13 protein-coding genes and 3 pseudogenes are annotated in these 19136 nt (G+C 61.1%); 6 read left to right on the plus strand and 10 right to left on the minus strand.

The window, feature by feature from the left end; genetic code table 11:
* Positions 1-151: 151 nt before the first annotated feature.
* Both tnpC (B6N23_RS02875) and B6N23_RS02880 read left to right on the plus strand, forming a co-directional pair.
* Entirely contained in the window at positions 152-1603 is a 1452-nt protein-coding gene (tnpC, locus tag B6N23_RS02875) for an IS66 family transposase (RefSeq protein WP_305501664.1), read from the plus strand.
* Positions 1602-1988, plus strand: a pseudogene (locus tag B6N23_RS02880) (transposase); the annotation flags it as partial. The gene tnpC (B6N23_RS02875) and the pseudogene B6N23_RS02880, both read left to right, overlap by 2 nt.
* A 278-nt stretch (positions 1989-2266) precedes the next feature.
* Here B6N23_RS02880 and arcC read toward each other — a convergent pair.
* The 6 genes and pseudogenes from arcC to B6N23_RS02910 all read right to left on the minus strand — a co-directional run bounded on the left by arcC (position 2267) and on the right by B6N23_RS02910 (position 9604).
* Positions 2267-3196 carry a carbamate kinase gene (gene arcC, locus B6N23_RS02885; protein ID WP_305501665.1) on the minus strand — a complete coding sequence of 310 codons (930 nt, stop codon included), beginning with the start codon at positions 3194-3196 and terminating at the stop codon, positions 2267-2269.
* 12 nt (positions 3197-3208) lie between these two features.
* Positions 3209-4219 (minus strand): ornithine carbamoyltransferase, encoded by a 1011-nt coding sequence (locus B6N23_RS02890; RefSeq protein WP_305501666.1) that lies wholly within the window; start codon positions 4217-4219, stop codon positions 3209-3211.
* Positions 4220-4230: 11 nt separating this feature from the next.
* Positions 4231-5487: an arginine deiminase gene (arcA, locus tag B6N23_RS02895; RefSeq protein ID WP_305501667.1), complete on the minus strand. Its 1257-nt coding sequence runs from the start codon at positions 5485-5487 to the stop codon at positions 4231-4233.
* A gap of 103 nt (positions 5488-5590) precedes the next feature.
* A complete protein-coding gene (locus B6N23_RS02900; protein WP_305501668.1) occupies positions 5591-7030 on the minus strand; it encodes a YfcC family protein in 1440 nt (479 codons plus the stop codon).
* A gap of 114 nt (positions 7031-7144) precedes the next feature.
* A pseudogene (locus B6N23_RS02905) lies at positions 7145-8717 on the minus strand (IS3 family transposase).
* Positions 8718-8841: 124 nt separating this feature from the next.
* Positions 8842-9604, minus strand: a pseudogene (locus tag B6N23_RS02910) (IS5 family transposase).
* Positions 9605-9822: 218 nt separating this feature from the next.
* On the opposite strand from B6N23_RS02910, the gene tnpC (B6N23_RS02915) reads away from it, so the two are divergent.
* Positions 9823-11271, plus strand: a complete 1449-nt coding sequence (tnpC, locus tag B6N23_RS02915; RefSeq protein ID WP_022519762.1) for an IS66 family transposase — start codon at positions 9823-9825, stop codon at positions 11269-11271.
* A gap of 69 nt (positions 11272-11340) precedes the next feature.
* The gene (locus B6N23_RS02920; protein ID WP_305501669.1) at positions 11341-12963 is read left to right on the plus strand and encodes an alpha/beta hydrolase; all 1623 of its coding nucleotides are present in this window, start codon (positions 11341-11343) and stop codon (positions 12961-12963) included.
* 215 nt (positions 12964-13178) lie between these two features.
* Here the strand turns inward: B6N23_RS02920 and idi are convergent, their stop codons facing one another.
* The 3 genes from idi to B6N23_RS02935 all read right to left on the minus strand — a co-directional run bounded on the left by idi (position 13179) and on the right by B6N23_RS02935 (position 15257).
* Positions 13179-13550 carry an isopentenyl-diphosphate delta-isomerase gene (gene idi / locus B6N23_RS02925; RefSeq protein ID WP_305501670.1) on the minus strand — a complete coding sequence of 124 codons (372 nt, stop codon included), beginning with the start codon at positions 13548-13550 and terminating at the stop codon, positions 13179-13181.
* A gap of 28 nt (positions 13551-13578) precedes the next feature.
* Positions 13579-14109, minus strand: a complete 531-nt coding sequence (locus tag B6N23_RS02930; RefSeq protein ID WP_305501671.1) for a squalene/phytoene synthase family protein — start codon at positions 14107-14109, stop codon at positions 13579-13581.
* A gap of 161 nt (positions 14110-14270) precedes the next feature.
* A complete protein-coding gene (locus tag B6N23_RS02935) occupies positions 14271-15257 on the minus strand; it encodes a LysR family transcriptional regulator (protein ID WP_305501672.1) in 987 nt (328 codons plus the stop codon).
* Between the two features lie 130 nt (positions 15258-15387).
* On the opposite strand from B6N23_RS02935, the gene B6N23_RS02940 reads away from it, so the two are divergent.
* Complete coding sequence (locus tag B6N23_RS02940) at positions 15388-16329, plus strand: sodium-dependent bicarbonate transport family permease (RefSeq protein WP_305501673.1); 942 nt, start codon at positions 15388-15390, stop codon at positions 16327-16329.
* A gap of 178 nt (positions 16330-16507) precedes the next feature.
* On the opposite strand, the gene B6N23_RS02945 is transcribed toward B6N23_RS02940, so the two are convergent.
* The gene (locus B6N23_RS02945) at positions 16508-17689 is read right to left on the minus strand and encodes an RNA-guided endonuclease TnpB family protein (protein ID WP_305501674.1); all 1182 of its coding nucleotides are present in this window, start codon (positions 17687-17689) and stop codon (positions 16508-16510) included.
* 277 nt (positions 17690-17966) lie between these two features.
* Here B6N23_RS02945 and B6N23_RS02950 point away from each other — a divergent pair, with 277 nt between their 5' ends.
* Positions 17967-19136 carry an isovaleryl-CoA dehydrogenase gene (locus B6N23_RS02950; protein ID WP_305501675.1) on the plus strand — a complete coding sequence of 390 codons (1170 nt, stop codon included), beginning with the start codon at positions 17967-17969 and terminating at the stop codon, positions 19134-19136.

Raw genomic sequence — 19136 nt, forward strand, 5'->3', positions numbered from 1 at the left:
ACTTACGGCCCGGGCGTTCTCGGCACTCGCCTGAAACCGGGTGGTGGGAGGGATTTGAGTAACTATTCAGGTGGCTGCGGATGGGATATCGCCAACCAGCTGATTTTTCTGGCATAGTGCACAGCATCATTCGGCACACCTATGCGGTGATATGACCATCAGCGATATCAACGTCGACGAGGCCCTGGAGCGGGTCCGGCAGCAGCTCAAGGAAGACCAGACGGTCTCGCCGTCGCTGCGTGCCGCCATCGATGTGCTGATGCTGCTGGTCAAGCTCATGGCCGATCGCCTGGCCACCAGTAGCCGCAACAGCAGCAAGCCACCGTCCCAGGATCCCAATCGCCAGCGCCGCTCGCGCGCCAAAGGCGAGCGGCGCCCCGGCGGACAGCCAGGGCATGAGGGTAAGACGTTGGCGCCGGTGACGGACCCCGACGAGGTGGTCAAGCTCCGTGTCGATCGTCGGCAACTCCCCAAGGGGCGTTCTTACCGCCCGGTCGGCGTCGAAACGCGCCAAGTGCAGGACATCGTAATCCAGGCCGTGGTCACCGAATATCAGGCTGAGGTCCTCGAAGATGATCAGGGGCAACGCTACGTGGCGCCATTCCCCGAGGGCGTGACTCGCCCCATCCAGTATGGCCCTCGCCTCAAGGCGCATGTCGTCGTCTATCTCTCCCAGTATCAGCTGTTGCCCTATGCGCGTATCCGCGAGTTGCTCACCTCGCAGTGCGGCCTGTCGCTGAGCACCGGCACCCTGTTCGCCTTCAACCAGGAGGCCTACCAGCGGGCCGAGGCGTTCGCCGAGTGGGTGATCCCGGCGCTACGTGAAGCAGCCACCGTCCATGCCGATGAAACCGGAATGCAGGTCGGTGGCAAACGCTACTGGCTACACAGCGCCTCCAACGAGGCCCTGACCTGGTTGGCCCCGCACCCCAAGCGCGGCCAGGAAGCGATGGACGCCATCGGCGTATTGCCCTTCGTGCGTGGCGTGCTGGTGCATGATCACTGGAAGCCCTACTACCGCTATCCGGATTGCCGGCACGCGCTCTGTAATGCGCACCACCTTCGGGAGCTGACAGCGGCCTGGGAGAACGATGGCCAGGCATGGGCCAAGGCCTTGCATGACCTGTTGTTGGAGATGCATCGCGCCGTGGAGGTGGCCGACGGCTGCCTCTCGGCCGATGAGACCCGAGCCTGGCGGCAGCGCTATCGAGATTGCCTGGCGAAAGGGGACGCCGAGTGCCCCCCGCCGGTGAAACCGCCACCTGGAACGCGAGGCCGGGCCAAGCGCACCAAGTCGCGCAACCTCCTGGAACGCCTCCAGGCGTACGAGGACGACGTGTTGCGCTTCCTCGACGACCCTGCCGCTCCCTTCACCAACAACCAGGGGGAACGCGATCTGCGAATGACCAAGGTCCAGCAGAAAATCTCGGGCTGTTTCCGCTCCTGGGAGGGTGCTGAGATCTTCTGCCGCATGCGTAGCTTTCTCTCGACCGCCGTCAAGCAAGGGGTAGCGGCGCATACCGCACTGGAGCAACTGTTTGCGGGGGAGGTGCCAGCCTTCATGCAGCAAGAAGCCCCGACTCAGCCAACCGGTGCTGAATAGTTACCCCCGGTTTATCATCAGTTCCCGTTACGATGATGGCTTCAAGCTTTACTACGAGCAGTACTGTGCCCGGGGTGACATGGAGAACCGGATCAAGGATCAACAACTGAGCCTGTTTGCTGACCGGACCTCCAGCACGCACTGGTGGGCCAATCAGTGGCGGCTGATCTTGTCGGGCTTCGCTTATACGCTGTTCGAGCGGTTACGGACTTATCTGAAGCACACGCCCTTCGCGCGCATGAGTCCGAGCAACCTGAGGCTCAAGCTCATCAAAGTAGGCGCGGTCATCATCCGCAATACGCGTCGAATCCGAGTACTCATGAGTGACAGCTACCCCTATAAAACGGCGCTATCCGATCTCGTCAGGCGGTTGGTTCCTAACTGACTGCTCGGGCGCCCCCGGCCCGAAGCAATGGGGGAAAGGGGGAAGTGTGTCTGAACGCCGGAAAGTGGTTAAAAAGTAGCCGATGTAAGTCGAGCCAGTAGGTGTTTAGCGGTGTTACAGCCTGAGTGCGGTACTGGCTGAGGTACTATGAGAAATCCAAGCTAGATCAGCAACTTATTTTTTGTCATAAGAAGCCACTACAAGACTACTTTTAAAACCAAAAGCTAATGCAAGGCTGCCAAACAAAGCTCTCTAACAAAGCTTCCTAGTAAAAGCACCTAACGGAAGTTAATGCCCTGTATGTTGGTGCTAACACGGGTGCCGGCGGCTCCCTGAAGAATTTCTTCAATATCAGCCAGTGCGCCAATAACCGCTTCTTTACCGGTATTCCTGCTGTAGCTGCATGCTGCCTCTATTTTTGGCCCCATGGAGCCCGCCGCAAACTGCATGTCATCCAGCACGTCCGGATGAGCACTAGCGATCGCTTTGTGGTTTGGCCCATTCCAGTCGATATAAGCAGCATCAACATCCGTCGCAATGATCAGCAAATCAGCCTGCAACTGCTCAGCGAGTAAGGCCGAACAGAGATCCTTATCGATCACTGCCTCTACGCCATTGAGTTTATTATTTTCGTCGTAGGCAGTAGGAATCCCTCCCCCGCCAGCACAAATGACGATCGTTCCTTTTTCGAGAAGCCACTTTACCGGGAGAATCTCGAAAATTCTGTTGGGACGCGGGCTGGCAACTACACGACGGAATTTGTCCCCATCGGGTGCAATGCTCCAGCCTTTTTCCTTAGCCAAGCGTTCGGCCTCTTCCGCTGTATAAACCGGGCCTATCGGCTTGCTGGGGTGCTGAAACGCAGGGTCATCAAGGTCAACTTCCACTTGTGTTAATAAAGTAGCCAGCGGAACCTCAACAGGCAGCAGGTTGCCGAGTTCCTGCTCAATCATATAACCGATCATGCCTTCCGTTTCTGCACCTAGAACATCCAGTGGGTAGGCACTAACATCCGTGTAAGCGGCCCCCTGCAGTGCCAGCAACCCAACTTGCGGGCCGTTGCCGTGGGCGATTACCAATTCATTACCTGGTGCAATCCTGGCAATTTGTTCACAGGCAATTCTAATATTTCCACGCTGAGCCTCTGCTGTCATCGGCTCTCCACGACGTAGTAAGGCATTTCCACCCAGTGCAACGACAATTCGCATCGACATTTCTCCTCAGACCCCGCCCAAGGTGGCAACAAGCACCGCCTTGATGGTGTGCATGCGGTTTTCCGCCTGTTCAAACGCAATACAGGCCGGCGACTCGAAGACCTCCTCAGTCACTTCAATGCCATTAGCCAAGTGCGGGTATTGATCAGCCACCTGCTTGCCGATTTTAGTTTCCGTATTGTGGAAGGCTGGTAAACAGTGCATGAATTTGACGCGCGGATTACCTGAACACTGCATCAGGCTGCTGTTTACCTGATAAGGGAGGAGCTGCTCAATTCGCTCCCCCCAGGCTTCTACTGGCTCGCCCATCGAGACCCACACGTCCGTGTGGATAAAGTCGACACCTTTAACCGCCGCTTCTGGGTCCTCGGTCAACGTAATAGTGGCACCACTTTCCTCCGCAAAACGCTGGCAAGCATCGATGTGTTCTTGAGAAGGCCACAACGCTTTGGGAGCAGCGATGCGTACATCCATGCCAAGCTTGGCACCAATTAATAGTAGCGATTTGCCCATGTTGTTATGGGCATCGCCCACATAGGCATAGCTGATCTGGTGTAACGGCTTTTGTGTATGCTCCCGCATGGTCATCACGTCGGCGAGCATTTGTGTCGGGTGATACTCCTCGGTTAAACCGTTGTAAACCGGCACGCCCGCATAGCTGGCCAGCTCTTCGACAACTTCCTGTTTAAAGCCGCGATATTCAATAGCGTCGTACATGCGGCCCAACACACGAGCGGTATCTTTCATGCTCTCTTTATGGCCAATTTGCGAGGAGCCTGGGTCAATGAAGGTAATATTGGCGCCTTGGTCGTATGCGGCCACTTCGAAGGCACACCGGGTACGGGTTGATGTCTTCTCGAAGATCAACGCAATATTCTGCCCCTTGAGAAGTTGCTGCTCCGTACCGGAGTATTTGGCGCGCTTGAGGTCGCGGGCAAGGTCGAGCATATAGCAAAGCTCACGCTCGCTATGATGCATGAGGCTAAGCAGGCTACGGTGATGAATATTAAATGCCATGGTGAACGCTCTCAGTAGTCAATGGGGTCACGAATGATCGGGCAGGTCATGCAGTGGCCACCACCACGGCCGCGACCAAGCTCGCTAGCGCTAATGGTGATAACTTCCACGCCCGCTTTGCGTAGCAGCGTATTCGTCGACGTATTGCGGTCGTAGCCGATCACCACACCGGGCTCGAGTGCCACAACATTGTTACCGTCATCCCACTGCTCACGCTCTGATTCGAAACTGTCACCGCCCGTTTCAACCACGCGCAAGGCGGGCAAACCGAGCGACTCAGCGACCACCTCAAGGAAGCTGTTTTCTTCTCGGCGTACATCGATCCTCCCTGGGCGACTCTCATCTGGCCTGAGGCTGAAGGCGACGATATTACGCACGACTTCAGGAAAAATGGTTACCAGATCATGGTCACAAAAGCTGAATACGGTATCCACATGCATCGCCGAGCGAGATTTTGGCAGGCCTGCTACAACGATTCGCTTGGCCGCACCGGCAGAGAATAGCGCCTGTGCCACTTGGCCAATGGCCTGACGAGAGCTGCGTTCGCCCATTCCAATCAGCACAACGCCGTTGCCTATCGGCATCACGTCTCCACCTTCCAGAGTCGCTAGGCCATGATCCACATCAGGATCGCCGTACCAGACCTGAAAGTCGGCTTTTTCAAATTCGGGATGAAATTTGTAGATCGCCGCGGTAAGCAGCGTTTCTTGGCGCCGAGCCTGCCAGTGCATCGGGTTCAATGTCACACCGCCATAGATCCAGCACGTGGTGTCACGGGTGAACTGAGTATTCGGTAGTGGCGGTAGAATAAAGCTTGAATGGCCCAGGTAATCACGAAACATTTTGAGGATTTCACCTCCCTGAGACCCCGCCATATCATTGGCTGACACCCCGCCAATAAGAAACTCAGCGAGTCGGCGCGGCTCCATATCATCAAGCCAAGCACGCACTTCATCCTGTAGCCCTAACCCCACTTGATTGGCAGTAATCTTGCGATCCAGGAGCCAACTGCGCGCCTCAGGAATTTTGAGGGTGTCCGTCAACAGGTTGTGCATTTCCAGCACTTCCACGCCACGCTCGCGCATTTTGGTCACAAAATCGAAGTGATCACGCTTAGCTTGGCTTACCCACAGTACGTCGTCGAACAGTAAATCATCACAATTACTCGGCGTTAGACGCTGATGGGCCAACCCTGGCGAGCAGACCATTACCTTACGTAATTTGCCTGCTTCGGAATGAACGCCAAGCGTTGAGGCATTGGTAGACATTGCGTTTCTCCTTGTCGCATGCCAGTAGGCACGTATCGTTTCATCATTGGCTTAGCGGCTTGTGGCCACGACCAACACAAAGTTGAAGTGCTGCCGACGAATCTCAGCCTATAAGAGCTGCCAGACTCAGGCAGGCAAGAATGATCACCGTCAGGATCAACAGCAGCGGCCACATGAATCGCAGCCAGCGCTCATAGGGCACACGCCCAATTGCCAACGCCCCCATGACCACGGCAAAGGTCGGGTTGATTAGGTTCACTAATCCGTTCGCCGATTGATAAGCGGTCACCACCAGATCTCGCCCCACCCCAGCGAAGTCCGCCATCGGGGCTAGAACAGGCATACTCATCACCGCTAACCCTGATGAAGAGGGGACAAAAAACGACATCATCACCTGTAACCAATACATCACGTTTATAAAGGCGACGCTGGAAAGACCACTCACCCGCTCTTCAGACCAATGCAGTAGCGTGTCGGTGACAAGGCCGGCATCCATAATGACAACGATCCCTCTGGCCAGGCCGATAATTAGCGCCACGCCTAATAGCTCCTTGGCGCCGCCTACAAAGGAGTCAACAAAGCGCACCTCACCCAACCGGGAAACAACGCCGACCACTAGGCTGGATGCCAGAAAGAGTGCCGTCATTTCGCCCATCCACCAATCGGCTGCCAATACACCCCACACCATAATGATGAAGGTGCACGCGAACAGAATGAGTACTAGCTTACGGGTGCGGGTAAACGGCAACGTTTCCGCGTCGCGCTGGCTCAGAAAATACTCGCGATCCGCCTCGTACTGATCACTGACAATGGAAGCATCGTGACTGCGGCGAACACGGGCTGCATAGCGCATCACATATAGAACCGTCGCCACGAAACAAAGCGCAAGAATCACCAGCCTCAGAACAAGACCTTCGGTGAAAGGGATACCAGCAGCATCGGAAGCGATGACCGTCGCGAAGGCATTGACTGTTGAACCCAACACCCCCACACCTGCCCCTAGCAGGATGATGGCAACGGCCGTTACCGAGTCATAGCCAGCGGCAATGATGATGGGAATTAACAGCATGTAGAAGGCCAGCGTCTCCTCGGCCATTCCATAGGTAGAGCCACCGAGGGCGAATAGCCCCATTAGCAATGGAATTATCCATTTCTCATGCCCTACCATGCGTTTCATGGCTCGCCCAATACCGGCATCAATCGCCCCGGTCGCCGTCACAACACCAATAAAACCGCCAATAATCAGTACAAAAAGCGCCACATCGATTGCGTTGGCCACATTGGTCGCAGGGTCATAAAGCCCTGCTATTGGGGCCATCAACACATCCCAGGCATTTTGTGGATTAGGCGCTACTTCTTGATAGCTGCCCACCACGGTAACTTCTCGCCCCAACGATTCGTCAAACTCCCGCTCATACTGACCCGCCGGAACGAACCACGTCATCACCGCAGCAAGGATAGTCAGACTAAATAAAATGGTAAAAGCCGTGGGAAAACGAAAGCGTTTTACTTCTTTATTATCACTCGTTTGTGCGTTATCCATTGCTCTCCACCTCTAATAAATCACCATGCCATGCATTTTTGCAGGCTAAATAACAGGCACTTATTACGGCATATAACCGGTAGTTGTCAAGGAATCTGTCGCCTCTGAGGTCATTCAGGCCACCTGTTTTTCCGGTTCGGCGACGGTGACCTGGAGCTCCCGCTCCGGGTTGAGTGACACGGTACCGATCGGCGTCCAGTTGCGGGTCTTGCCGCTCCATCGCGCAGGGTTGGCGTCACGCGCTGCCTGATTGATGACGTGGCGCTTGGCCAGCACCTCCTTATCTTCGCCCGCATGGCGCTGTGCCGGTGTCACCAAGCGAATGCCGCTGTGCCGGTGCTCGTGGTTGTACCACTGCACGAAGCCAGCCACCCACTCGCGGGCGTTGTCGAGCGTGGCGAACCCGTCAGTGGGGTAGCAGGGGCGGTACTTGCAGGTGCGGAACAGCGCCTCTGAGTAGGGATTGTCGTTACTGACCCGCGGTCGGCTGAAGGATGGCGTGATGCCGAGCTCGTGAAGCTTCTCCAGCAGCGTCGCACCCTTGAACGGGCTGCCGTTGTCCGCGTGAAGCACCAGCGGCTGGTCAATGATCCGCTCGGCCAGCACGGCCCGCTCCAGTACGGTGCGGGAGTTGTAGGCCGACTCGGCCAGGAACACCTCCCAACTGGTGATCTTGCGGCTGAAGATGTCGACCATCATGACCAGGTAGTAGTGCTGTCCCTTGATCGGGCCGCCCAGCCACGTGCAATCCCACGACCACACCTGATTCGGCGCAGTGGCCTGGTAGGTCGTGGGCTTGGCGCGGCGTTGAGGTGGCTTGGCACGGCCCCGATGCACCATTTCGTGGTGCTTGCGCATCACGCGGTAGAACGACGAGGATGAGGCCAAGTAGCGCTGCTCCTCGTCGAACAGGCGCACCACGATCTGCTCTGGCGGCAGGCTGGCGTACTCGGGGCGGTGGCACACGTCGAGGATCTCCTGTTCTTCGGCCGGTGTTAGCGCGTTAGCCGGCACCGGCCGGCCGACCAAAGGGCGCTGGTCCTCGTGCAGCTCGCCGCCGCGCGTCCAGCGCTGGTACGTCCTGGCGGTGATGCCCAGCTCTCGGCAGGCGGCCTCCAGGCGGGCCCCCTGGGCCCTGGCCTCTTCGATCAGCGCGATGGCGCGTTGGCGATCTGGGGTGCTGATCATGCGTCCTCGTCCCCCCAGATCGCCCTCGCCTTTTTTCTGAGGGCCAGTAACGCTGCGGTCTCCGCCAGGGCCTCGTTCTTGCGGGCGAGCTCCTTTTCCAGCGCCTTGATGCGCTTGCGCTGTTGCTTGGCCTCGTCGGCTTCACGCTGGCGTTCCGAGTGCGAGAGGCTGGCGGCTTGCTCGCAGTCATGCCGCCACCGCCCCAGCTGTTCGGGGAAGATGCCCCGACGGCGGCAGTATTCCGCGGTCTCCTGAGCATTCATCGAGGCGGTTTCAAGCACGGCGTTGAACTTGTCCTTGGACGACCAGCCATCGGTGCCTTTGCCCAGCGCGTCCGGCAGGCAACGTCCCTCGGCGCGGGCTTGCTTGCGCCAGGTGTAGACGGTGCCCAGCGAGATCCCTTCCTGCTCCGCGATCACCTGCGGGGAGAGAGGAGGTTGTGGGGAGGCAGCAGCTTGGTGACCACGGCTTGCCGGCGCTCCTCTGAGTAACGAGGCATGAGTGTCTCCTTTCGCCCCCTGATCGGTTTATAGGAACAGGGTATCAGAGGGCACGACAGTCATCCTGACACTGGGGGTAACCACCAGCACTTAACCTTCCATGACGCTAGGGAGCGTTAACAATTAGGCCAGCCATATGACGGCGGATACAAGGTTGAGTAGCGACTGGTAGTTTCTCGCCAGTCGCTCATAGCGTGTTGCCAGCCGCCTGAACTGCTTGATTTTCTGGAAGAACCTTTCTACCAGGTTGCGATCCTTGTAACAGTGCCAATCTATCTCGGGGCATTCCAAGCGATTCTTTCTCGGCGGAATCACCGGCTCGGCGCCCACCGCTCGAATGATGTCCCTCAAAGCGGTGGAATCATACCCCTTGTCGCCAAGCACCGCCGCTGGAGAAAAGCCCGCCAGTAACGCTGGGGCGGCTCCGTACTCAGACGCTTGGACGCTTGGCCCGGTGTGAGGATTAGCCGTACCGGGTTGCCGAGGGCATCGACCGCCGCGTGGATCTTGGTGCTCAATCCCCCACGCGATTTCCCCATGGCTTCGGTGCTCTGAGCCGTTTTTTTTTTGCCGCCCCATGCTGATGAACTTTGACGATACTGCCATCTATCATCAGCTGCTCCATGTCGGGATCATCGGCTAATGTGTCGATAACCTGCTGCCAGACCCCCTTCTTAGACCACCGGTTATAGCGCATGTAGACAGTGTGCCAGCGACCGAAGGCGTCGGGCAGATCACGCCAGGGAGCGCCTGTCCGGGCGATCCACAGGACGGCTTCCACGAACAAGCGATTGTCCTTGGCCGTCACCCCGCGATCTGAAGCTTTGCCGGGGAGCATGTGCTCGATGCGCTCCCATTGGTCATCACGTAGCATTAGCCGAGGCATAGATCACCGAAAAATGCTGATATTCTAAATCAGCCCGATCTCCATCGGCAATTGTTAACGCACCCTAACTATAGGCCAACATTTAAATAAAAAACTGACAAGCATCAAAAAAATAAAAAATAATTGTAACTATTCAGGTGGCTGCGGATGGGGTATCGCCAACCAGCTGATTTTTCTGGCATAGTGCACAGCATCATTCGGCACACCTATGCGGCGATATGACCATCAGCGATATCAACGTCGACGAGGCCCTGGAGCGGGTCCGGCAGCAGCTCAAGGAAGACCAGACGGTCTCGCCGTCGCTGCGTGCCGCCATCGATGTGCTGATGCTGCTGGTCAAGCTCATGGCCGATCGCCTGGCCACCAGTAGCCGCAACAGCAGCAAGCCACCGTCCCAGGATCCCAATCGCCAGCGCCGCTCGCGCGCCAAAGGCGAGCGGCGCCCCGGCGGACAGCCAGGGCATGAGGGTAAGACGTTGGCGCCGGTGACGGACCCCGACGAGGTGGTCAAGCTCCGTGTCGATCGTCGGCAACTCCCCAAGGGGCGTTCTTACCGCCCGGTCGGCGTCGAAACGCGCCAAGTGCAGGACATCGTAATCCAGGCCGTGGTCACCGAATATCAGGCTGAGGTCCTCGAAGATGATCAGGGGCAACGCTACGTGGCGCCATTCCCCGAGGGCGTGACTCGCCCCATCCAGTATGGCCCTCGCCTCAAGGCGCATGTCGTCTATCTCTCCCAGTATCAGCTGTTGCCCTATGCGCGTATCCGCGAGTTGCTCACCTCGCAGTGCGGCCTGTCGCTGAGCACCGGCACCCTGTTCGCCTTCAACCAGGAGGCCTACCAGCGGGCCGAGGCGTTCGCCGAGTGGGTGATCCCGGCGCTACGTGAAGCAGCCACCGTCCATGCCGATGAAACCGGAATGCAGGTCGGTGGCAAACGCTACTGGCTACACAGCGCCTCCAACGAGGCCCTGACCTGGTTGGCCCCGCACCCCAAGCGCGGCCAGGAAGCGATGGACGCCATCGGCGTATTGCCCTTCGTGCGTGGCGTGCTGGTGCATGATCACTGGAAGCCCTACTACCGCTATCCGGATTGCCGGCACGCGCTCTGTAATGCGCACCACCTTCGGGAGCTGACAGCGGCCTGGGAGAACGATGGCCAGGCATGGGCCAAGGCCTTGCATGACCTGTTGTTGGAGATGCATCGCGCCGTGGAGGTGGCCGACGGCTGCCTCTCGGCCGATGAGACCCGAGCCTGGCGGCAGCGCTATCGAGATTGCCTGGCGAAAGGGGACGCCGAGTGCCCCCCGCCGGTGAAACCGCCACCTGGAACGCGAGGCCGGGCCAAGCGCACCAAGTCGCGCAACCTCCTGGAACGCCTCCAGGCGTACGAGGACGACGTGTTGCGCTTCCTCGACGACCCTGCCGCTCCCTTCACCAACAACCAGGGGGAACGCGATCTGCGAATGACCAAGGTCCAGCAGAAAATCTCGGGCTGTTTCCGCTCCTGGGAGGGTGCTGAGATCTTCTGCCGCATGCGTAGCTTTCTCTCGACCGCCGTCAAGCAAGGGGTAGCGGCGCATACCGCACTGGAGCAACTGTTTGCGGGGGAGGTGCCAGCCTTCATGCAGCAAGAAGCCCCGACTCAGCCAACCGGTGCTGAATAGTTACGGATTTGATACGATAAGGGGCTACTGCCCTTCAGGGGCTCTCGTTTCGGACCGCAGGAGCCATTCATGCCGCTGCTCAGGGTGTTGTCGGTGACCGGCCTCATGGTCGGCACCCTGTTCTTTGCCTTTTCCCTTACCCCCAGCCTGCTGCCGCGGCCCTGGCTGGTGCAGGGGGGCATCAGTGGTCTTTCGTTCGCCGCCGGCTACGCTCTGGGCGTCGGTGGCCACTGGCTGTGGCACTACCTGGAGCTGCCCGAACCCGGCAAGCGCCTCCTCCAGCGTATCAAGCTGGTGGCCAGCGTCTTCTGCCTGCTGGCGGCCGGCGTCTTCCTGTGGCGAGCCTCCGGCTGGCAGGAAGGCATCCGCACGCTGATGGAGATGGATCCGGTGGACGGCACGCGCCCCATCAGCGTGGCCCTGGTCGCCACCCTGGTCTTCGTCGCCGTGCTGCTGCTGGCCCGGCTGTTCCGCCGCACCTTCCGCTCGCTATCACGCCGCCTGCGCCGCCATGTGCCCCGGCGAGTCTCCCACATGGTGAGCCTGATAGCCGCCATTGTGCTGTTCTGGGCCGTCATCGACGGGGTGATCTTCGCCCTGACCCTGCGCGCGCTGGACAACTCCTACCAGCAGGTCGACCGGCTGATGCCTGATGACCTCGACCCGCCCACTGACCCGCAGCTGTCCGGCAGTGACGCCTCGCTGATCAGCTGGGAGGGGCTCGGCTTGCGCGGCCGTCGTTTCATCACGGCCACCCCCAGTGCCGAACAGCTGAGCGAGGTCATCGGCGCGCCGGCCCAGCGCCCGGTCCGCGTCTACGTCGGCCTCAACGCCGCCGAGACACCCGAGGAGCGCGCCGAGCTGGCCCTGGCGGAACTGATTCGGGTCGGCGGCTTCGAGCGTTCGCTGCTGCTGCTGGCCACCCCCACCGGACGTGGCTGGCTGGACCCCGGTGCCCAGGACACCCTGGAGGCCCTGCACCGCGGCGACGTGGCCACCGTCACCGCCCAATACTCCTACCTGCCGAGCCCGCTGGCCTTGCTCACCGAGGGCGAATACGGCGTCGAGATGGCCCGTGCGCTCTTCCAGGCGGTCTACGACCACTGGTCAGCGCTGCCGCAGACCGAGCGTCCGGCCCTCTATCTCCATGGCCTGAGCCTTGGGGCGCTCAACTCGGACAGCGCCTTCGACCTCTACGACATCATCGACGACCCCTTCCAGGGCGCCCTGTGGAGCGGCCCCCCCTTTCGCAGCGACACCTGGCGCAGCGTCACTGCCGACCGCGACTCAGGCTCCCCCGCCTGGCTGCCTCGCTTCCGAGACGGCCGGGTCGTCCGCTTCATGAATCAGGACACCGGCCTACTGGACCATGACGACGACTGGGGCGACTTTCGTATCGCCTACCTTCAATATGCCAGCGACCCGGTGACCTTCTTCGAACCGAGTTCGCTCTACCGGGAGCCCGAATGGATGCGCGAACCGCGCGGCCCGGATGTCTCTCCCGACCTGCGCTGGTACCCCATCGTCACCATGCTGCAGCTGCTCGCCGACCTGGCTACCGGCAGCGCTCCTCCGGGGTTTGGCCACGAGATCGCGGCCGAGCACTACATCGATGCCTGGGTTGCCCTCACCGAACCGGACGGCTGGTCGGAGAGCGAACTGGAGCGGCTAAAGGAGACTTTTCGTCGCTGAACTTAGCGGATATACCTTTTCAGTTCATCCCCAAATTCACTCCGCAATCGACTCCACTCCATCTTGAACCAGGGCGTATAGTGCTCCGGGTGAGAGACCAGGTCGGCATCAAGCCTTGCTGGTGATATCCAGCACCAGTCGGCGATTTCCTGGCGGTTGGGGCGTGGCTCCTGGTCGCTGACTCCCGGGAAGACTGAGCATAGCTCGTGCTCGGCTCAGCTTGAATCATACTGAGCCTGATAGTGGAACTTGTAGAGGTAGTCGAATTCCGCCTCGATGCCGACCTCTTGCCATAATCGACGGTGAACCGCTTCTTCCATGGGCTCGCCTCGGCGTGGATGACTGCAGCAGCTGTTGGACCAGTAGAGCGACCACAGGCGCTTGCCCTTCGCCCGCTGCTGCAGAAGAAGCTCCCCGTCGGCATTGAACACGAAAAGCGAGAAGGCGCGATGCAGCACTCCGCTTCCTTCGTGGCACTTGGCCTTGTTCAAGAACCCCAGCTCCCTGTCCTCTTCATCGACCAGAATCAGTTCTTCATCATCGAAGGAAACGGTCTCGTCGCGCTCGCCTGATCCTGTGCTGATCAAGGTGTCACCTCCATCGCCATATCGCTGTCTACTCCTCGGTGAGCATCTCGCCCACGACGCCTGCCACGTGGTAGCAGTAGCGGTCCAGCTCGCCCAGGTCCGCCAGGCCCTCCAGGCAGGCGCTGTCCTGGAAGTGGCTCATGCCCCGGCACATGATGCTCACACACTTGACCAGCGCCTGCTGCTGGGGCGCATCGAGACTGTGGGTGCAGCGGACGACCAGCGGCGTATTGGCCATCAACTCTCGCTCATCCGGCGAGGTGGCCGGCGAGAGCAGCGGCGTGACCTGCGTGGCGAAATCCTGGGCCCTCTCGTCCCCTCTCAGCACCGCCAGGAACCGTTCCTGCAGGAGGGCCTTCTGAACCGCGGAAAGCGCGGGCTCGTCCTCCAGGGTGTCTGCAATACGGCAGAGCAGGTAGGCATTGGTCACGACCTTGCGTAGGTCGGCCGGAAGCTGCGGGATGGTGAAGGCAAAGGTGCGTGACACCGCGCCCAGGACCTTGCCCTGGTAGGCTTCTGCCTCTGCAATTGCGGCAGCCGTCGAGAGGACCTGGGCCATGGCAGAACACCCGTTGTGTGTGGCAATTGACCGAGGCCGGTCATCTCTCCCAGCATGGCGTGAAAGCAGGCAGGCTGGAAAATGCAGGCTATCACGCGGGCTTCGGGAGGGTGCCGACGCCCAGCCAACGCCCTCGGCCGGGGCCAGATCCCTAAATTTCCTTAAGGGTCTGACCCCGGAGCGGCGGCCCCCGGGGCGGCGTCGAGCCGCCCCAGCAGCCCCTTGAGCTCGTTGCTCAGGAAGCGCGGCTCCACGCATTCGCCGAGGTGGCCCTCGGCGAAGCGCAGGAAGCCCAGCGCCGCGTGGGAGAGGCGCCGGTCGCGGCGCACGATGAACTGCCAGTGGCTCTCGATGGGCAGGCCCGTCACCGGCAGGATGGTGATATCGGGATGCTCCGGCGGCAGCACGTGCTCGGAGAGCACGGCGAGGCCCATGCCGGCGGCCACGCCGACCCGGATCGCCTCGTTGCTGGCCATCTGCAGGGTCGGCCCCAGGGTCAGCCCCTGCTCCTGCAGCCAGCTCTCAAAGAGCATCCGCGTGGCCGAGCCCGGCTCGCGCAGCAGGAAGCGCTCCTCCAGAAGCTCCGCCATGACGATCCGCTCGCGCCCCGCCAGCGGATGCCCCCGGGGCGCCACCGCCACCAGCGGGTTGCGCAGGAAGCGCCCGGCCAGGGCGTGGGCCAGCGACGGCGGGTGGCTGAAGACGTAGAGGTCATCCTCCTGGCGCTCGAAGCGGGTCAGCATCTGGCGGCGGTTGCCGATGTGCACGGTAACGTCCACCTCGGGGAAGGCGCGGCTGTAGGGGCCGAGCAGGCGCGGCAGCACGTACTGGGCGGTGTTGACGAGCGCAATGGAGAAGCGCCCCCTCTCGCCGCCGCGCAGCGCCGCCAGGTAGTCGTCGAAGTCGGCGAAGCGCCCGAGCACCTCGCGGCTGGCGCGGTAGAGCTCAAGGCCCGCCTCGGTGGGTGCCAGCCGGCCCTGGCGGTTCTCGAGCAGCGGCTCTCCCACCGCCTCGGCCAGCCGCTTGAGCTGCTGGGAGACGGTGGGCTGAGTGAGGTGCAGGCGTCGCGCCGCCTCGCTGATGGAGCCCGCCTGCACCACCGCCACATGCACCTGCAGCAGTCGAAACGTCAGGTGTCGAATGTTCATGGGACGCCCTCCTCGCCTCGATCCATAGATAATCATCCATGATGCACTCGCGAAAACTTAATTGGTATCAATGATGCGACTTTCCGACAATGCCGACCGTTTCCCCTGACCGCTGCAAGAGACGCTCCTGATGCCCGATATCGTGGTGATGTTCTTCCTGCTCGGCCTGCTGGCCGGGGTGGTGAAGTCCGACCTGACCATTCCCAAGGCCGCCTACGACACCCTGAGCCTGCTGCTGATGCTGACCATCGGCCTCAAGGGCGGCATGGCGCTCTACGGCAACCTCGGCTGGTCGCTGGTACCGGAACTGCTCGCCGTGGCCGCGCTGGGCGCGCTGATCCCCCTGGCGCTGATGCCGATACTGCGCCGGCTGATTCGGCTCTCTCCTGCCGATAGCGCCAGTATCGCCGCCCACTACGGCTCGGTGAGTGCCGGCACCTTCGCCGTGGCCCTGGCCTTCGCCGAGGGGCGCAACCTGCCGATCGGCGCCGAGGTCACCCTGTATCTCGTGATGATGGAGCTGCCGGCGATCATGGTGGCCATCGCCCTCTATCGCCGCCATGCGGGCAAGGCCGCCGGGGAAGCGATGCAGGGGATCTGGCACGAGACGCTGACCAACCGCGGGGTGATCCTGCTGGCCGGCGGCGCGGTGATCGGCGCCATGTACGGCCCCCAGGAGGGCGCCAACGTCACCGAGCTCTTCACCAGCGCCTTCCACGCCGTGCTCGCCCTCTTCCTGCTGCAGATGGGTCTCACCGCCGCCGAGACGCTGCGCCCCATCCCCTGGTTCCACTGGCGCCTGCTCACCTTCGCCCTGGTCGCCCCCCTGGTGCTGTCGCTGGCCGGGCTGGCCGTGGGCCTGGCACTGGGCCTGCCCGCCGGCTCGCTCTTGATCCTCACCGCCCTGGCCGCGAGCGCCTCCTATATCGCTGCCCCGGCCGCCATGCGCACCGCCATTCCCCAGGCCAATATCGGCCTGGCCATGCTGGCCGCCCTGGGCTTCACCTTCCCGCTCAACGTGATCATCGGCATCCCGCTCTATCACCAGCTGATCCAGTGGCTGGCCGGCTGAGCGAGCCGAACCACAGAAAACGACAAGGGCAGCCCACCGGGCTGCCCTTGTCGTTTCAATCCTATCGTTTCAATGCTGCCGTATCGAAACGGTCGTCGTGGCAGTGCCACCGTCCGACATTCGTGTGACTGCTCCCCACCCTAAGCGCTGACGCGCCACGGGCGAGGCTTCCCACTTCTCAGGCAGCAGCCGGCGATGTGCCGGACTTACGCAAGCCTCCATGGGCAGAGACGGACAGCCCTTCCGCCTTCAACTGGATGATGCCTTGCTGCTTGATGTTCAACGCCGCGTTGATGTCCCGGTCATGCTGTGTGTGGCAGGCCGGGCACTCCCACGACCGGACGTTCAACGGCATGGCGTCCCTCTTGTGCTGGCAGACATGGCAGGTCTTGGAGCTGGTAAACCACGGGTCGATCTTGACGAGATGCTTGCCCTGCTCCTTGGCCTTGTAGTCCAGCTTGGTGATCAAGGCATACCAGGACGCATCGCCGATGTGCTTGGCGAGTCTGCGGTTCTTCATCATGTTGCCGACCTTCAGCGTCTCGACGATCACCGCTTGGTTGTCGTCAACGATCTGTCGAGAGAGCTTGTGCTGGAAGTCGTGGCGGGCATTGGCGACCCGCTCGTGCGCCTTGGCGACGAGTAACCGTGCCTCGGCCCGATTCGCGCTGCCCTTCTTCGTGCGGGACAACGCCTGCTGCTTGCGCTTGAGATTCTTCTGCGCCTGCTTGAGGAAGCGCGGATTGGCGATCTTGCGGCCGGTGGAGTCAATGGCCAGATGCGACAGCCCCATATCGAGGCCCACGACCTTGGTGGTGTCAACGTCCTTCAGCAGTGCCGGGGCGGCCTGCTCAGTGTCAAACAGCAACGAGGCGTAGTGCTTGCCGGTGACGGTACGGGTCAGGGTGATGCTTTTCAGCCTGCCCTCGACCTTGCGATGCATCCTGGCCTTGATCGGCCCGAGCTTGGGCACCTTGATCCAGTCGTCGCCGGCCTTGACGCCGACGCAGTGATAGCTGGTCTGTTTGCCCCGCTTGCTCTTGAAGCGCGGATAGCCGGCCTTCTGCTTGGGATCGAAGAAGCGTTGGAAGGCATGATCGAGGTTCATGCACGCCTGCTGGAGGGCGATGGAGTCAGCCTCTTTCAGCCAGCCGTACTTGCGCGATGTCTTGGCGACCGGCAGCAGCTTCTTGATGTCGTGCTTGGCGCTCAACGACTGGCCGTGGCGTTGGTAGCGATGGGACATGATGCGAAGGCCGGTGTTATAGACGAAGCGCACCGCGCCGAACTGGCGGTTCAGGAACACCGCCTGCTCGGTCGTCGGGTAGATGCGTATCTTCGTGGCCTTCAGCATAGCCATCTGCCAGATGCTGGATGTATACACAGCTTATGCCGACTGGCCAAGTGCTGCAAACCCAGCAGTGCTATCGCGCTGCCCGCTTGTATCCCCGCCCGAGTGGGCGAGGGGTTACGCGGATTATTGCTAAAGCGTGAAAAGCTGCACTTTACGTTAACGTCAACCTGATCTAGTCTTGTGCCATCACGGTTTCACCACCCGACACGACCCGTCGTGCGCGCCCGGATGACCACCCTATCAGCCGGGCACCGCGACCACCGACAAGAACGGAGCCCCGCTCATGCATACGCCCTTCAAGCCCCTCGACTTCGGCCTCGACGACGAACTGAACATGCTGCGCGACCAGGTCAACGCCTTCGCCCGCGACGAGATCGCCCCGCGCGCCGCCGAGATCGACGAGAAGAACGAGTTCCCCAACGACCTCTGGCAGAAGTTCGGCGACATGGGCCTGCTTGGCATCACCGTCTCCGAGGAAGATGGCGGCACCGGCATGGGCTACCTGGCGCACTGCATCGCCATGGAGGAGATCTCCCGGGCCAGCGCCTCCGTGGGCCTCTCCTACGGCGCCCACTCCAACCTCTGCGTCAACCAGCTCAAGATCAACGCCAACGCCGAGCAGAAGGCCAAGTACCTGCCCAAGCTGATGAGCGGCGAGCACGTCGGGGCGCTGGCCATGTCCGAGCCGGGCGCCGGCTCCGACGTGGTCTCCATGAAGCTGCGCGCCGAGAAGCGCGGCGACCGCTACGTGCTCAACGGCAACAAGATGTGGATCACCAACGGCCCCGACGCCCACGTGCTGGTGGTCTACGCCAAGACCGACCCTGCGGCCGGCTCCAAGGGCATCACCGCCTTCATCATCGAGAAGGGCATGCCCGGCTTCTCCACCGCCCAGAAGCTCGACAAGCTCGGCATGCGCGGCTCCAACACCTGCGAGCTGGTGTTCCAGGACTGCGCGGTGCCGGAAGAGAACGTGCTGGGCGAGGTGGGCAAGGGCGTGCGCGTGCTGATGAGCGGCCTCGACTACGAGCGCACCGTGCTGGCCGCCGGCCCCATCGGCATCATGCAGGCCGCCATGGACATCGTGGTGCCCTACATCCACGAGCGTAAGCAGTTCAACCAGTCCATCGGCGAGTTCCAGCTGGTGCAGGGCAAGGTGGCCGACATGTACACCACCCTGAATGCCTGCCGCGCCTACCTCTACGCCGTGGCCGCCGGCTGCGACCGTGGCCAGACCTCCCGCAAGGACGCCGCCGGCGTGATCCTCTACTGCGCCGAGAAGGCCACCCAGGTCGCCCTGGACGCCATCCAGCTGCTGGGCGGCAACGGCTACATCAACGAGTACCCCACCGGCCGCCTGCTGCGCGACGCCAAGCTCTACGAGATCGGCGCCGGCACCAGCGAGATTCGCCGCATGCTGATCGGCCGCGAACTCTTCAACGAGTCCAAGTAA

The organism is Halomonas alkalicola, from assembly GCF_030704205.1.
Classification (GTDB): Bacteria; Pseudomonadota; Gammaproteobacteria; order Pseudomonadales; family Halomonadaceae; genus Halomonas; species Halomonas alkalicola.

What these genes read in the sequence shown, in the direction of transcription:
- tnpC (WP_305501664.1), top strand. Translation starts at nt 152, where the DNA reads ATGACCATCAGCGATATCAACGTCGACGAGGCCCTGGAGCGGGTCCGG.
- arcC (WP_305501665.1), bottom strand. Translation starts at nt 3,196, where the DNA reads ATGCGAATTGTCGTTGCACTGGGTGGAAATGCCTTACTACGTCGTGGA.
- B6N23_RS02890 (WP_305501666.1), bottom strand. Translation starts at nt 4,219, where the DNA reads ATGGCATTTAATATTCATCACCGTAGCCTGCTTAGCCTCATGCATCAT.
- arcA (WP_305501667.1), bottom strand. Translation starts at nt 5,487, where the DNA reads ATGTCTACCAATGCCTCAACGCTTGGCGTTCATTCCGAAGCAGGCAAA.
- B6N23_RS02900 (WP_305501668.1), bottom strand. Translation starts at nt 7,030, where the DNA reads ATGGATAACGCACAAACGAGTGATAATAAAGAAGTAAAACGCTTTCGT.
- tnpC (WP_022519762.1), top strand. Translation starts at nt 9,823, where the DNA reads ATGACCATCAGCGATATCAACGTCGACGAGGCCCTGGAGCGGGTCCGG.
- B6N23_RS02920 (WP_305501669.1), top strand. Translation starts at nt 11,341, where the DNA reads ATGCCGCTGCTCAGGGTGTTGTCGGTGACCGGCCTCATGGTCGGCACC.
- B6N23_RS02930 (WP_305501671.1), bottom strand. Translation starts at nt 14,109, where the DNA reads ATGGCCCAGGTCCTCTCGACGGCTGCCGCAATTGCAGAGGCAGAAGCC.
- B6N23_RS02935 (WP_305501672.1), bottom strand. Translation starts at nt 15,257, where the DNA reads ATGAACATTCGACACCTGACGTTTCGACTGCTGCAGGTGCATGTGGCG.
- B6N23_RS02940 (WP_305501673.1), top strand. Translation starts at nt 15,388, where the DNA reads ATGCCCGATATCGTGGTGATGTTCTTCCTGCTCGGCCTGCTGGCCGGG.
- B6N23_RS02945 (WP_305501674.1), bottom strand. Translation starts at nt 17,689, where the DNA reads ATGGCTATGCTGAAGGCCACGAAGATACGCATCTACCCGACGACCGAG.
- B6N23_RS02950 (WP_305501675.1), top strand. Translation starts at nt 17,967, where the DNA reads ATGCATACGCCCTTCAAGCCCCTCGACTTCGGCCTCGACGACGAACTG.